At 35.7% G+C, this 14,188-nt stretch carries 13 protein-coding genes, 2 tRNA genes and 1 riboswitch; of the genes, 12 read left to right on the top strand and 3 right to left on the bottom strand.

Translation table 11 applies throughout. The features are described 5' to 3' along the window. The first annotated feature begins 26 nt into the window (after positions 1-26). From HF990_RS02775 to HF990_RS02740, 8 genes are all read left to right on the top strand, one after another. Positions 27-119 (top strand) — tRNA-Ser (locus HF990_RS02775). Positions 120-130: 11 nt separating this feature from the next. After that, positions 131-202 (top strand) — tRNA-Glu (locus HF990_RS02770). A 122-nt stretch (positions 203-324) separates the two neighbouring features. Continuing rightward, positions 325-1,266 carry a dipeptidase gene (locus HF990_RS02765; RefSeq protein ID WP_016837029.1) on the top strand — a complete coding sequence of 314 codons (942 nt, stop codon included), beginning with the start codon at positions 325-327 and terminating at the stop codon, positions 1,264-1,266. Between the two features lie 243 nt (positions 1,267-1,509). Then, the gene (locus HF990_RS02760; RefSeq protein WP_016837030.1) at positions 1,510-2,889 is read left to right on the top strand and encodes an isochorismate synthase; all 1,380 of its coding nucleotides are present in this window, start codon (positions 1,510-1,512) and stop codon (positions 2,887-2,889) included. Further along, positions 2,882-4,603 carry a 2-succinyl-5-enolpyruvyl-6-hydroxy-3-cyclohexene-1-carboxylic-acid synthase gene (gene menD, locus HF990_RS02755; protein ID WP_168411940.1) on the top strand — a complete coding sequence of 574 codons (1,722 nt, stop codon included), beginning with the start codon at positions 2,882-2,884 and terminating at the stop codon, positions 4,601-4,603. Before HF990_RS02760 ends, menD begins: the two co-directional genes overlap by 8 nt. After that, positions 4,591-5,400 (top strand): 2-succinyl-6-hydroxy-2,4-cyclohexadiene-1-carboxylate synthase, encoded by an 810-nt coding sequence (menH, locus tag HF990_RS02750; protein ID WP_168411939.1) that lies wholly within the window; start codon positions 4,591-4,593, stop codon positions 5,398-5,400. The genes menD and menH overlap by 13 nt, the downstream gene beginning before the upstream one ends. Positions 5,401-5,420: 20 nt before the next feature. Beyond that, the gene (gene menB / locus HF990_RS02745) at positions 5,421-6,239 is read left to right on the top strand and encodes a 1,4-dihydroxy-2-naphthoyl-CoA synthase (RefSeq protein WP_016837033.1); all 819 of its coding nucleotides are present in this window, start codon (positions 5,421-5,423) and stop codon (positions 6,237-6,239) included. 176 nt (positions 6,240-6,415) lie between these two features. Next, the gene (locus tag HF990_RS02740) at positions 6,416-7,852 is read left to right on the top strand and encodes an o-succinylbenzoate--CoA ligase (protein ID WP_168411938.1); all 1,437 of its coding nucleotides are present in this window, start codon (positions 6,416-6,418) and stop codon (positions 7,850-7,852) included. A gap of 145 nt (positions 7,853-7,997) precedes the next feature. Here HF990_RS02740 and HF990_RS02735 read toward each other — a convergent pair whose 3' ends face one another. Together HF990_RS02735 and yidD are read right to left on the bottom strand one after the other, a co-directional pair. Next, positions 7,998-8,951, bottom strand: coding sequence for a metal ABC transporter solute-binding protein, Zn/Mn family (locus HF990_RS02735; RefSeq protein ID WP_016837035.1), 954 nt, complete (start codon positions 8,949-8,951; stop codon positions 7,998-8,000). A gap of 108 nt (positions 8,952-9,059) precedes the next feature. Next, on the bottom strand, positions 9,060-9,293 hold the full coding sequence (yidD, locus tag HF990_RS02730; RefSeq protein WP_096551638.1) for a membrane protein insertion efficiency factor YidD: 234 nt from the start codon (positions 9,291-9,293) through the stop codon (positions 9,060-9,062). A 342-nt stretch (positions 9,294-9,635) separates the two neighbouring features. On the opposite strand from yidD, the gene HF990_RS02725 reads away from it, so the two are divergent. The 4 genes from HF990_RS02725 (at position 9,636) to HF990_RS02710 (ending at position 11,789) form a co-directional block, all read left to right on the top strand. Next, positions 9,636-10,079: a Dps family protein gene (locus tag HF990_RS02725; RefSeq protein ID WP_168411937.1), complete on the top strand. Its 444-nt coding sequence runs from the start codon at positions 9,636-9,638 to the stop codon at positions 10,077-10,079. Positions 10,080-10,179: 100 nt separating this feature from the next. Then, positions 10,180-10,500 (top strand): hypothetical protein, encoded by a 321-nt coding sequence (locus HF990_RS02720; RefSeq protein WP_016837038.1) that lies wholly within the window; start codon positions 10,180-10,182, stop codon positions 10,498-10,500. Positions 10,501-10,546: 46 nt separating this feature from the next. Then, positions 10,547-11,014, top strand: a complete 468-nt coding sequence (locus tag HF990_RS02715) for an NUDIX domain-containing protein (RefSeq protein WP_016837039.1) — start codon at positions 10,547-10,549, stop codon at positions 11,012-11,014. Beyond that, complete coding sequence (locus tag HF990_RS02710; protein ID WP_016837040.1) at positions 10,998-11,789, top strand: alpha/beta hydrolase family protein; 792 nt, start codon at positions 10,998-11,000, stop codon at positions 11,787-11,789. Before HF990_RS02715 ends, HF990_RS02710 begins: the two co-directional genes overlap by 17 nt. Positions 11,790-12,088: 299 nt before the next feature. Here HF990_RS02710 and pckA read toward each other — a convergent pair whose 3' ends face one another. Further along, entirely contained in the window at positions 12,089-13,675 is a 1,587-nt protein-coding gene (gene pckA, locus HF990_RS02705; RefSeq protein ID WP_016837041.1) for a phosphoenolpyruvate carboxykinase (ATP), read from the bottom strand. A gap of 251 nt (positions 13,676-13,926) precedes the next feature. Then, a riboswitch (SAM riboswitch) is annotated at positions 13,927-14,038 on the top strand. Positions 14,039-14,188 lie beyond the last annotated feature (150 nt).

Below are 14,188 nucleotides of genomic sequence, written 5' to 3'. Positions count from 1 at the left end.
TTCGAATCCTACCTTCGGAGCCATAAGGAGAAGTACTCAAGAGGCTGAAGAGGCGCCCCTGCTAAGGGTGTAGGTCGGGGTAACCCGGCGCGAGGGTTCAAATCCCTCCTTCTCCGCCATACATAGCTGTGGCCCCTTGGTCAAGTGGTTAAGACACCGCCCTTTCACGGCGGTAACACGGGTTCGAATCCCGTAGGGGTCATAAAAAACCTCGAGACAATTTATGATTGTCTCGAGGTTTTTTTATTACAAATTATCGCATGGAACATCTTTATTCATTAATAAATACTATAAAAACAAAAGAGTATGGGGAGTGGAGAATAGATGAAAGTAGTGGACCTACATTGCGATGTATTAGAAAAATTAGCACGATTTGAAGATGCCAATTTTCGCAATGATTCTAGAATATATTCTAACTTTGAAAGATTAAAGGCAGGGAATGTAAAAATTCAAGTATTTGCAATATTTATCCATCCAGATATTCCTAAAGAGCAGAAATTTCAAGAAGCATTACGTCAGATTGAAGCCTTCCATAAATATGTATTGAAAGAGCCGGAAATGGTTCATATTAAAGATTGGAAGCAAATTGATGAGCTCGAAGAAGGGCAAATAGGAGCCGTATTAAGTTTGGAAGGCTGTGATGCCATAGATGATGATCTTGAAAAATTAAAGATCATTTTGGATGCAGGCGTTAAGATAGTCGGATTAACTTGGAATTATGAAAATAAAGTTGGCTATGGCACGTCAGAAGATTCTACAAAGGGTATAAAACCTTTTGGAAAAAAGGTAATTGAATTGTTAAATGAACGAGATATTATCATAGATGTTGCGCATTTAAATGAAAGAGGATTTTATGAATTATTACCGCTTGCAAAAAAAGTGATTGCTAGCCATTGTAATTCACGCACTCTCTGTGATCATCCAAGAAATTTAACGGATGAACAAGTGAAAATGCTTGTAGAAAAAGGTGGACGTATCCATGTTGTTTTTTATCCCCCATTTATAGAAAAGGAGAAGAAAACGACGACAATCGAAAAATTGGTTGAGCACATAAAATATTTAGCTAATTTAGTAGGAGTGGAACATATCGGTTTTGGTTCTGATTTTGATGGGATGGACCCATTGTCAGTAAGCAATTTATCAAATGCTTCTGAATTTCCAAATATCATTGAAAGGTTGCGTCAAGAGTTTACAGATGATGAGGTGAAATTATTTTCAGAAGAGGGATTTATGAATTATATAAGAAAATTAAATGCAACGACTTAATATAGAGATAGGGAAATAAAAACTATATACTCCTAAAATTGGAGATTTTAGGATAAAAACTTTATAAATAATTTCACAGAAAGAATAGTTGAAAGTATTATTATTAAACCTAAAAAAATGATATGATAAAATAGATATTGCATTGTTCGGAAAGGCAATCAGAATAATTATTTTAGGAAAGCAGAAATAAGATTCTGCTATTTTTATGGCAAATTACATTGCTTTTTTACGGAGGTTTTTTTCATGCATCAAAAGTGGTCTAAAACCACTGAAGTTGAAGTGGCATCAAATAAATTGTCCTTTTATATTGAAACGATTGAAGTGAATCAATTGTCCCCTTTAGCTTTTTATGCAGCAGGAGAACAGCAATATAGAGGGGAAAGGTTTTTTTGGCAAAATCGTGAAAAAACATTAACGATTGTTGGACTTGGACAAGCAATCGTATTGGAAAATAATAAAAATGGTCAACGTTTTTATGATATTGAGCATCAATGGAAAGAATTAACGAAAAATATTGTAATGGAAGAGCAGGAACCTCAACCTATTTTATTCGGAGGTTTTACCTTTGATCCGGAAAATAAAGAAAATGGTGAGTGGAATGATTTTCCTCAAAGTTATTTTACTGTAGCTACTTTTCAATTAATAAAACAACATGAGAAAACTTATGTCAGCATTCATTTGATTACAGAACAACAAGATTCTTCGATACATTTTGAAAAATTAAGGGAAGAACGGGACCGATTAATTCATGCAGCTCAAGTGAAAGAATTGAAAACATATGAAAAGCCGAAAATTCACTCGATTCATGAGCGAAATAAAGATTACTATTTCCATGCAGTTGAAAATGTTACCCATTTAATTCAAAAAAACGAAGCAGATAAAGTAGTAATCGCCCGTTCTTTAGAATTGGATTTTAAAGATGCGTTATCTTCGCCTCAAATCATTTATCAAATAATGAATGAACAGCCGGAAAGTTATTTATTTGGTCTTGAGCGGAAAAACTTACTATTTTTTGGTGCTACCCCTGAGCGTTTAGTAAAGGTGAAAAATCAGTATGCTTATTCTGCTTGTGTTGCTGGTTCTATCAAACGGGGAAAAACAGCAGAAGAAGATAAATTGCTAGGGGAACAACTATTAAGTGATTCCAAAAACTTAAAAGAACATCAATATGTTGTCGATATGATTGAAAATATTTTTAGCAAACATTGTGAAGAGTATAAAGTGCCAAAGCGTCCTAAATTATTAAAAATTCGTGATATACAACATTTATATACGCCTGTTGAAGGAAAATTATTCAATCATGCAACAATATTGCAATTAGTAGAACATTTGCATCCTACTCCCGCGTTAGGTGGAGTTCCTAGAAATAAAGCGATGGAGATTATTCGTGAGTTCGAAAAAATGAACAGGGGATTATATGCAGGACCAATCGGTTGGATTGATGCTGATGGAAATGGAGAATTTGCCGTTGCTATACGATCTGCAGCATTAATTGATAAGAAAGCATACTTATATGCTGGCGGTGGAATTGTCGCAGATTCAAATCCAATGACGGAATATGAAGAAACGTTAGTAAAGTTTCGTCCGATGTTGCGGGCTCTAGGAGGACAATTTAATGAGTGAACGTAAAATTTTGACGGATTATGTGTATCAAATTGTAGCGTCTCTTGTCCAAAATGGTGTGGAAGATGTAGTCATTAGCCCTGGATCACGGTCAACTCCGTTAGCCTATGCATTTGCATCAACAAAAGAATTGAATCTGTATCGACAAGTGGATGAACGATCTGCGGCGTTTTTTGCGTTAGGATTGGCAAAGTCAAAAGGGAAACCAGTAGTATTACTGTGTACATCAGGTACTGCAGCTGCAAACTACTATCCTGCTATAGTGGAAGCAAAATATGCACGAGTTCCGCTCGTTGTCATTACAGCTGATCGTCCCCATGAATTGCGTGAAGTAGGGGCTCCACAAGCAATCAATCAAATTGATTTATATGGAAATCATGTCAAATGGTTTGCTGAATTTCCAATACCTGATGATAACAGTGTAACTCTGCCATTTGTTGAACGTCATATTGTACGAGTTGTCAATATTGCTAAGACTCATCCATTAGGTCCGGTACATATTAATATTCCGTTTCGTGAGCCATTGTTGATTGATTTTCAAAATGAATTACCAAAAAGATCATTTTTGGCAAGTTTCAATGGCACGATTACCCCACACTATGAAGCGATGAAGGCGCTATCATCGATTATCAAAGAAACACGAAGAGGAATAATCGTAATCGGTGAACTTGCACTTGGTACAAAGTTAGAATATTTATGGTCATTTATTCGAAAAGTACAATGGCCTGTTTTAGTTGAAAGTTTATCAAATATGAGAGCGAATATCCCAGAAGATTGTAAACAGTATGTCATTGCTACATATGATGCGCTCTTAAAAAGCGATGAGTTTAAAAAATTGGCAGTTTGCGATACAGTCATCCGTTTTGGTGCACAACCAGTTTCAAAATTTTTAACGATTTTTTTAATGGAATCAAAGCCAAAAAACTATATAGTAATCGATGAGGATCCGATGTTTCGAGATTCAACTTCCGTTTCAACACATTTTATCCATGCAACCATCGAATCATGGTTAGAGGAAATGATTATCCAGTCAACGATTAATGAATCATATTTTACTCTTTGGAAAACAGCTGATGATATAGCTAAAAAACATATACTTGCATATACTCAACATGAAAAAGATGAAGGGGCATTCGTTCGCTATTTGTTAGAACAATTGCCAGAAAAAAGTGATTTATTTGTGAGCAGTAGCATGCCAATACGAGATATTGATACTTTTTTGTTGCCTACTTCAAAGGATATTCAAATCTTTGCTAATCGAGGGGCAAACGGTATTGATGGAGTCATTTCAACGGCTTTTGGATTTTCGAAAGGGAGAGAAAATCGAAAAACGTATTTATTGATTGGAGATTTGGCAGCCTTACATGATATTAACGCGTTTCTATTAACCCGCTATCAACCGTGTAATATGACTATTTTTGTATTAAATAATGATGGTGGGGGGATTTTTTCCTACTTGTCTCAAGCAACCGTAAAAGAATACTATGAGGACTTATTTGGAACTCCGACTGCACTAAAATTTCAAGATGTAGCAAACATGTATGGAATGGACTATTTGCTAATCAACCATTTTGATGAAAAAGAAAAGATTTTTGAAAAAGGGGACAAACCATTAAGATTAATAGAAATTCGAACAAACCGAAATGAAAATGTTCAGGCACATCGAAAGTTATGGCAACATATAAATTCGGAGTTGAAAGAATGGCTACTTTAAATATTCGTGGAATACAGGTCAATGTGGAAATATGGAATGAGGGTGCAGAAGAAGTTCTTGTTTTGTTACACGGTTTTACTGGAACAACTAACACCTGGAATAAAGTAATTGAATACTTGCCAAATACAATAAAAATTGTCGCAATTGATTTAATTGGACATGGTAAAACAGAAGCGCCAAAAGATTCTTCACGATATTCTATGATTGAACAAGTGAAGGACTTGGAAGAAATATTTAATCAATTGGGATTACATTATTTTAACTTATTAGGTTATTCAATGGGAGGGCGAGTAGCATTATCATACGCAGTTCGCTTTCCTAAGCGGATTAAACAATTAATATTAGAAAGTTCATCGCCAGGTTTACATACCGAAGAAGAACAACTGGCTAGAAGACAGGCGGATGAATTATTGGCTGATGAAATTGAAGAGAAGGGAATTCAATGGTTTGTAGATAAGTGGGAAAACATCCCCCTTTTTGCATCCCAAAAGACATTACCTGAACAAATACAACAAGCGATTCGAGAAGAACGGTTAAGCCAATCAGAAACGGGGCTTGCTAATAGTTTGCGTGGAATGGGGACAGGTGCCCAACCTTCATTATGGCGAAAATTAATTCGTCTCTCCTTTCCCGTTATACTCATAACTGGAGAATTAGATCAAAAATTCGTCCAAATTGCTGAACAAATGCTTGAACAGCTACAAAATGCGAAACATATTAACGTTCCTAATGTAGGCCATTCAATTCACGTGGAAAATCCGGAACAATTTGCTACAATAATTAAGGAAGTCTTATAAAATTCGGGGAGGTTACTCATATGACTCGTGAGTGGAAAACTTTACATACTTATGAAGATATAAAGTATGAATTTTATAATGGGATTGCAAAAATTACAATTAATCGTCCGGAAGTACGCAACGCATTTCGACCAAAAACGGTTGAAGAATTAATTGATGCTTTCTCACGTGCTCGTGATGATGCAAATATCGGTGTTATCATTTTAACAGGTGAAGGTGATAAAGCATTCTGTTCTGGTGGTGACCAAAAGGTGCGCGGTCATGGTGGGTATGTAGGCGATGACAATATCCCACGATTAAACGTACTAGATTTACAACGACTAATTCGCGTAATTCCAAAACCAGTTATTGCGATGGTTGCTGGATATGCTATCGGTGGCGGACACGTATTACACGTAGTGTGTGACTTAACGATTGCTGCAGACAACGCTATATTTGGACAAACTGGTCCGAAAGTTGGTTCCTTTGACGCTGGATACGGTTCTGGCTATTTAGCACGCATCGTTGGACATAAAAAAGCTCGTGAAATCTGGTACTTATGCCGTCAGTATAATGCACAAGAAGCGTTAGAAATGGGATTAGTAAACACGGTTGTACCTTTAGAACAATTGGAAGATGAAACGGTAAAATGGTGTGAAGAAATCCTTGAAAAATCACCAACTGCCATTCGTTTCTTAAAAGCTGCAATGAATGCAGATACAGATGGACTTGCAGGACTTCAACAATTCGCTGGAGACGCGACGCTTCTTTACTATACAACGGATGAAGCAAAAGAAGGACGAGATGCGTTTAAAGAAAAACGTAAACCAAACTTTGGTCAATTCCCAAGATTCCCTTGATTTAGATATCGATAATTCGTTTTTGAAAATAGGCTGTCTTGAAAGTTTCTACTTTCAAGACAGCCTTTTTCATTTTGGATGGATTTTGTAAATCATGATAACTAATGAGTCTGATTGTTAATTTTTATTTATGATATTTTTTTAGTAAAATGAAGGGGAGAAAGGGAGGAATTATAATGTACCCTAATTGGATTCTACAGCGAGCCTATTTAACTCCAAATCGAATTGGATTATCTTTTGAAGGTAATCACTGGACTTTTGAAGAAATCAAAAAGATTTCTGTAAAACGTGCGGAACAATTAAAGTCATTAGGCATAGACAAGGGAAGCCGTGTTGCGGTTCTTGGAGAAAACGATTCAAGTTTGATTTTTATTATGTACGGATGTATGCATTTACAATGTGAAATGGTGTTATTAAACCGTAAGCTAACTACTAATGAATTGGCTTATCAAATCAATGATGCACAAGTCTCAATGGTATTAGTCAATGACAATGATCTGTCATTACTGCCTGAAGATGTGAACTACTTGCGATTCTCTGAAATCGAAAATAGCGATTGTAAGCCAATTGAAATAAGCCGTGAATGGCCGCTGCAACAGACGATTTCCATTATGTATACGAGCGGCACGACAGGTTTTCCAAAAGGCGTGCGTCAAACGGTAGAAAACCATCAATCAAGTGCCGTTGCTTCAGTTTTGAATATCGGTTTATCCGAAAAAGATGTTTGGCTTTGTGCTGTACCTCTTTTTCATATTAGTGGATTTTCGATATTAGTTCGTTCTCTATTATACGGCAACGAAGTAAAGCTCTATCGAAAATTTGATCATGTACAAATTGCAGAGGATATTGTTTTCGGTAGGGTGACAAATGTTTCAGTGGTAGCTGTGATGCTTGAGCGAATTTTACATATCCTTGAGGAACGAAATCAGAAGGCATCTCCATCATTTAAGTTGATATTGGCAGGAGGTGGCCCTATTCCGAAAGATTATTTAATTCGTGCAGAACAGCGGGGATTGAAAGTATTGCAAACTTATGGGATGACGGAAACTTCCTCTCAAACAGCGACATTACCTGCGGAAGATGCTTTGCGGAAAATCGGTTCGGCTGGTAAACCATTATTTTTCAATCAGATTAAAATATTAGGAGCAGACGGTCCTTATCAAGAAGGGGAAATTTGTATCCGCGGCCCACATGTGACGCCAGGATATATTGGACGTTACGAAGTGAAACCATCGACGGAAGACGGATGGTTACATACTGGTGATATAGGTTATGTAGATAACGAAGGATATTTATATGTCGTTGATCGCCGTTCAGACCTAATCATTTCCGGTGGAGAGAACATTTATCCAGCAGAAGTGGAAAACGTGTTAATGGGGCATCCTGCAATCAAAGAAGCGGGTGTTTGTGGAGTGGAGGATGCAACATGGGGACAAGTTCCAGTTGCTTTCATTGTATTGAAAAAAGATGTTTCACCTGATGAAATTAAAGAATATTGTTTACAACATTTAGCGAAGTATAAAGTACCAAAAGAAGTCTATGTGGTTGATGCATTACCAAGAAATGCTTCCAATAAATTGTTGCGTCGAAAATTAAAAGAATTGTTATCTTAATCTCCATGAGTAGTACAAGCTGGTTTGTACTACTTTTTTAATAGTGATGATTTGATAAGTTATCTATTCCATGCATTATGTACCTAATTTAAGGAAAAATAAGAGCGAATCGAAAGCTGCAGCCTTCTGAATCGCTCCCTTAGGATTAATAATTTAAAGCTTTTTCCAGCGTTTTTAAATTTTTCTTCATTAAAGTAAAGTAATCTTCATTGTTTTGAATATCTTCTTCTGTTAATACACTGAGGTTATGTAATATTAGTGATTCAGCACCAATTTCTTGTTGAATGACAGATGCTAGTTTTGATGATACATTTTGTTCGAATAATATATATTTTATTTGATGTTTTTTAGCAAGAGCAACAATTTCCGCAAGTTCCTTCTGGGATGGTTCGCTTTGTGAATTTAATCCAGCAACGGGGATTTGTGTTAACCCGTAATTTCCTGCGATATATCCAAAGGCTGCATGGGACACAAAAAATGTTTTGGATGAAGCATGACTTGCTAAGTCTTTATATTGTTGATCTAATTCATCGAGACGTTTTACTAATTGCTCATAGTTTGTATTGAACGTATTTTCTTGTTCTGGAAGAAGGTTGACAAGTTCATTTTTAATCGTCAATGCTATATCTTTAGAGATCGTAGGAGAGAGCCAAACATGTGGATCGACCTCTCCATGGTGGTGGTCGTGTTCATGTTCATGTTCATGTTCCTCGTGGGAATGTCCAACAGAAGTTTGTAGTTTTTGTTCATCAATTTTTTCTGCGACTGGAACAAATTTTACGTGTTCATTTGCCAATGATTTTTTCGCATTTTCCACAAAACTTTCTAAACCTAATCCAATATAGAAAAATACGTCTGCATCTGCTAAAGCGATCATATCCTTTTGTGTTGGTTCAAAAGTGTGCTCATTTGCTCCAGGAGGATAGATAGAAGAAACATTCACATAATCTCCACCGATTTGTTTTGCAAAATATTGTAGTGGGTATACAGTAGTATATATATTAATTTCGTTATTCTTTTCTTGATTCGATTCATTATTGGTGCAGGCAGTTAAAAGCAGCGTCATCGCTAGTAATGAGAGGAAAATCAAATTTCTCATTATATTTCTCCTTTTCATCAAATAGTAATGATTACGATTTATGTAATTTTCACGAAATCAATAATACCATGAACAAGTGAATAAATACAATAAGAAAAACCTTCGAAATTAATTTTTTTTCGAAGGCCACTTTTCAGGTACGGGATCAAAACCCCCAGGATGAAAAGGATGACATTTTAAAATGCGGATTGTAGTAAGAATAAAGCCTTTAATAGCACCGTGCTTTTCAAATGCTTCAAGTCCATATTGAGAACAAGTCGGATAAAATCGGCAGGTTGGTGGTGTGAGTGGAGAAATAAATTTTCTATAAAATTGAATAAGCCAAATAAAAGGATATTTCATTGTTCGAATTTCTCATTCCTTACTTTACTTATTTAAAATCGACCTTTTCTTTTCATATGTATAAAGAAACCGATAGCACCAATCATTATGATGAAATACATAACGCCTACTAATATTAAGATACCAGACATATTCAATATCATCACCTCTACCTATATACTAACATAATTATTCTTCTGATTGTTGAATACAAGGTGAACATAATATTTGGATAAATTCAATAAAAAATATCATACTATATATGAACTGTTTTCTGAGATTTCATGCAATTGTAAAATTATAAAAACAATGTTTTTAGTATAATTAAAAAAGAAAGAAAAATCTGTAAAATGAGGTGAAATGATGTCAAACGATAAATTAATTGCCCAATTAAATGAATTAGTTTCAACATACTCAGTATTATATACTAAACTTCATAATTACCATTGGTATGTAACAGGTCCAAGCTTCTTTACATTACATGAAAAATTTGAAGAATTATACAATGAAATTACGGCAAACTTAGATGAAGTAGCAGAGCGTATTCTAACAAAAGGCGGAAAGCCAGTTGCAACATTAAAAGAGCATTTAGAATTATCAAGAGTACAAGAAGCTTCAGGTTCAGAAAAATCAGAGGAAATGGTTCAAACAATAATTGATGACTTCCAATCCACTATGAAGCTGATTAAAGAAGCAATGGAAGAGGCGGCAAATCAAGGCGATGATCGTACAGAAGATATGTTGAACGCAACTTTCCAAAGTCTAGAAAAACATACATGGATGTTATCAGCGTTTTTAGGTAAATAACGGAATGTCTATCCTCAAGAGTTCAATGATAGAACTTTTGAGGATTTTTTATCCTTTTGAATAGCCCTAATTATATTTCACCATAATGAATATAAGGAGGGTGATTACTATCGAAAAGACAACGCTGTATGTGAACGTCTTAAACCAATCTTATAATTACATTCCTACTGGCGAACCTTGTGAGTTTAAGATTGAATTGGATCCGGATAAAGTGTTTATATTTAAAAAGCTATTTAATCAGTTAAACTCTTTAGAATTTGATAATGCAGTAAGAGCTCATTTACCATATCTTCCATACCATCTTGATGAAGAGAATGATGAAATTGATAATCGATTGAAAAAAATTTATGCTTTAATTCATGAGTTTGGCGATGAAAAAATAAAAGAATTTGTGGAACAATTGCCCTATTTCAATAATTGAATAGAACACATCCCTTCGCTACACTAAATGTATAGGAGTTGAAGGGATGTTTACTTTTTATGATTTAAACAATAATAAAGTCGAACTAAGTTTTGAAGGTCCTCCGTTTCCACTTGAGCCGAAGCATGTCCTGGTGCTTGTACAAAAAGATGGAAAATGGCTTTGTACAATCAATCAAAAACGGGGTGTGGAATTTCCTGGAGGTAAAGTGGAATTGGGAGAAACAATAGAACAAGCAGCTAAGCGGGAAGTTTATGAAGAAACGCTCGTACATATTACGGATTTGAAATTATTTGCCCATTATACTGTTTATGAAAAAATCCCATTTTGTAAAGCCGTATTTGTTGCAAAGGTGGCTCGAATCGAACCTTTTGTTCAACAATACGAAACGGTCGGGCGACTTTTTTTAACAACGGAGGAAGTATTACAACATCCATATGCAAGTTTTTATATGAAGGATGAAGGGATGAAAAAAATTTTGCAGGAAGTGAAACAACTTGAAAAAGAATGGTAGCATTGAATTAATTAGAAAATATCCTTCTCCTAATCCAAATGTAGAGCTTGAGGAAATCGTTTATTGGTCGGAAGGGCTTCGAGTGAAAGGATTGCTTGCTAGACCTATTGGAGATGGTTCATATGAAGCATTATTATATTTGCGTGGTGGATTGCAGTCGGTAGGAATGGTAAGGCCAGCTAGAATTGCGCAATTTGCCTCAAATGGGTTTATTGTATTTGCACCGTATTATCGTGGAAATCGAGGTGGAGAAGGTCGCGATGAATTTGGGGGCGATGACCGACTTGATGCACTGCATAGCATCCAATTATTAAAAGAAATTGCCAATAATGATTCGGTACACCTTTTTGGTTTTTCAAGGGGAGGATTAATGGCTTTATGGATGGGGATTTTGAGTAAAGATATTCGGTCAATCGTCACTTGGTCGGGTGTAGCTGATTTGGCGGATTTGTACGAAGAACGGGTTGATTTAAGACGTACGCTAAAGAGACTTATCGGTGGATCTCCAACAAAATATCCGGAAATTTATGAAGAACGCTCACCAATTTATGAAGTGGACCGCATTCATGCACCGGTACTTATTATCCACGGTACTGAAGATTCCAATGTTAGGATCGAACAGTCCTATAAGCTTGAAAAGGCGCTTAAGGAATCAGGAAAAGAATTTGAAACGTGGTATATGGCCAATTTGGCACACCATTTTCCACCCCATATCAATAGAGAAACGGTCCGTTCTATTTGCAATTGGATGAAAGAAAAAGGAAAGAAGCGATGATTTCAATTCACTCTTTTCCCTTTAATTATTGAAACACTTAGAACCGTTTTTCATTAAAGATTTATAAAAAAGCCCATCAAAATTAAATGGCCTGATCAAAAAGTGTAATATTTTTTGATCAGGCTCAAATTCTTTATGATGATTATATTTTCCCTGCGTTGGTCACATCTGACGCGACTCCTTGTCGAAATTAATCTGCGAAGAATGCATGAGCATCAGTCGTAAAGAGAGGCGCCTCAATGACTTATTAGGCGCCTCTTTAATCTTAATATGAGTTTAGAATGGATGGAACGTTGATATTAAACCAATGGTCCACCTTTTTTCAAAATATCTTCTGATACGTTGTTAAATTTCTTGAAGTTTTCTTTGAATAAATCAGCTAAATAACGAGCTTTTTGATCGTAAGCTTCTTTATCTTTCCAAGCTTCACGAGGATCTAGCACTTCGCTTGGAACCCCTTCAATTGCAGTTGGGATGTGTAATCCGAAAATACCATCTTGTTTTGTTTCAACATCGTTTAATTTACCGCTGATAGCAGCACGTACCATTGCGCGAGTATATGAAAGCTTCATGCGGCTACCTACACCGTATTCGCCACCAGTCCAACCAGTGTTCACTAAGAATACTTGAACGTTGTGTTCATCGATTTTCTCACCTAACATTTCAGCATATTTTGTTGCTGGAAGTGGTAAGAAAGGAGAACCGAAGCATGTAGAGAATACTGGTTCAGGTGAAGTAACGCCGCGTTCAGTACCAGCCAATTTAGAAGTGAATCCGCTTAAGAAGTGGTACATTGCTTGTTCCTTCGTTAATTTACTGATTGGAGGAAGCACTCCAAAAGCATCAGCAGTTAAGAAAATAATTGTTTTCGGATGACCAGCAATAGAAGGCATTACAATATTATCAATGTAATGAATTGGATACGCTGCACGTGTATTTTCTGTTAGGCTATTATCATCGTAATCAGGAATACGTGATTCTGAATCGATTACAACGTTTTCTAACACTGTACCAAAACGAATGGCATTATAAATTTCTGGCTCTTTCTCAGCTGATAAATTAATTGTTTTAGCGTAGCAGCCGCCTTCAATGTTGAACACACCGTTGTCAGACCAACCATGTTCATCATCACCGATTAATTTACGATCACTGTCAGCAGAAAGAGTTGTTTTTCCAGTACCAGATAAACCAAAGAATAACGCTACGTCACCATCTTCTCCAACGTTAGCAGAGCAATGCATTGAAAGAATTCCTTTTTCAGGTAACAAGTAGTTCATGATACTGAAAATAGATTTTTTCATTTCACCAGCATATTCCGTACCACCGATTAAAATAATTTTCTTTTCGAATGATACGATAATAAATGCTTCAGAGTTTGTTCCGTCAACAGCTGGATTCGCTTTGAAACCAGGTGCAGAAATAATTGTGAAATCAGCTGTATGAGAAGCTAATTCTTCTTTTGTTGGACGGATGAATAATTGATGACAGAAAAGATTGTGCCAAGCATATTCATTTACTACTTGAATAGATAATTGAGATTCTTTATCTGCTCCAGCAAAGCCTTTAAATACAAATAACTCGTCTTTTTCTTTTAAGTAATTTAATACTTTTATATACAAGTTATCAAACACTTCAGCAGAGATTGGCTGATTTACACTACCCCAATCAATTTTATCTTTAATGCTTTCTTCTTCGACAATAAATTTATCTTTTGGAGAACGGCCTGTATATTTACCTGTCTCAGCAACAATTGCACCATCAATTGTTAATTTGGCTTCTCCACGAGTTACCGCCTTTTCAACTAATTGAGGCACTGACAATTGAGTGTTTATATTTCCACCTTTTAATAATTCCTTCAGCTCATTTGCAATTTCTACTGAATTCATCGATTAAATACCATCCTTTTTTTATTTTTAGGAAAATTAATTGTTGGTTATATAATACAGAAATTAGTATAACACATTAGATGAAATAATCTATACTAATTCTTAAAATTATTTATGAAAATTTTTTGCTTGTAACAAGAGTACCTACTTATAAGTAAATTATAGAATACCGGGTTATGTCAAATTTGAGAAAAAGGAAAAAATATTTGACATTGTATAGTATATTACGTAACATGTTGGTTGAACGGATACTCTTATCCAGAGCTGGTGGAGGGTTAAGGCCCTATGAAACCCGGCAACCTGCATTACTATAATAATGCGTGGTGCTAACCTGATGCAAGGGGTTCCCTTGAACGATAAGAGTGAAAGGTAGAATGTTTAGTTCCTTTCCTCATGCATGTGGATAGGAACTTTTTTTATTCAAGCACAAATGTCGTACTCATTCAACCTATAAAACCTATAAAAAGATAAAAATTTCTTAAAGCCTTTCATCATCTTCGCACTGTTCCTTAC

This window comes from Ureibacillus thermosphaericus (genome assembly GCF_012396605.1).
Taxonomy (GTDB): domain Bacteria; phylum Bacillota; class Bacilli; order Bacillales_A; family Planococcaceae; genus Ureibacillus; species Ureibacillus thermosphaericus.
Note: the sequence above shows the minus strand (reverse complement) of the source record. Positions and strands in the feature narration are given on the sequence as shown.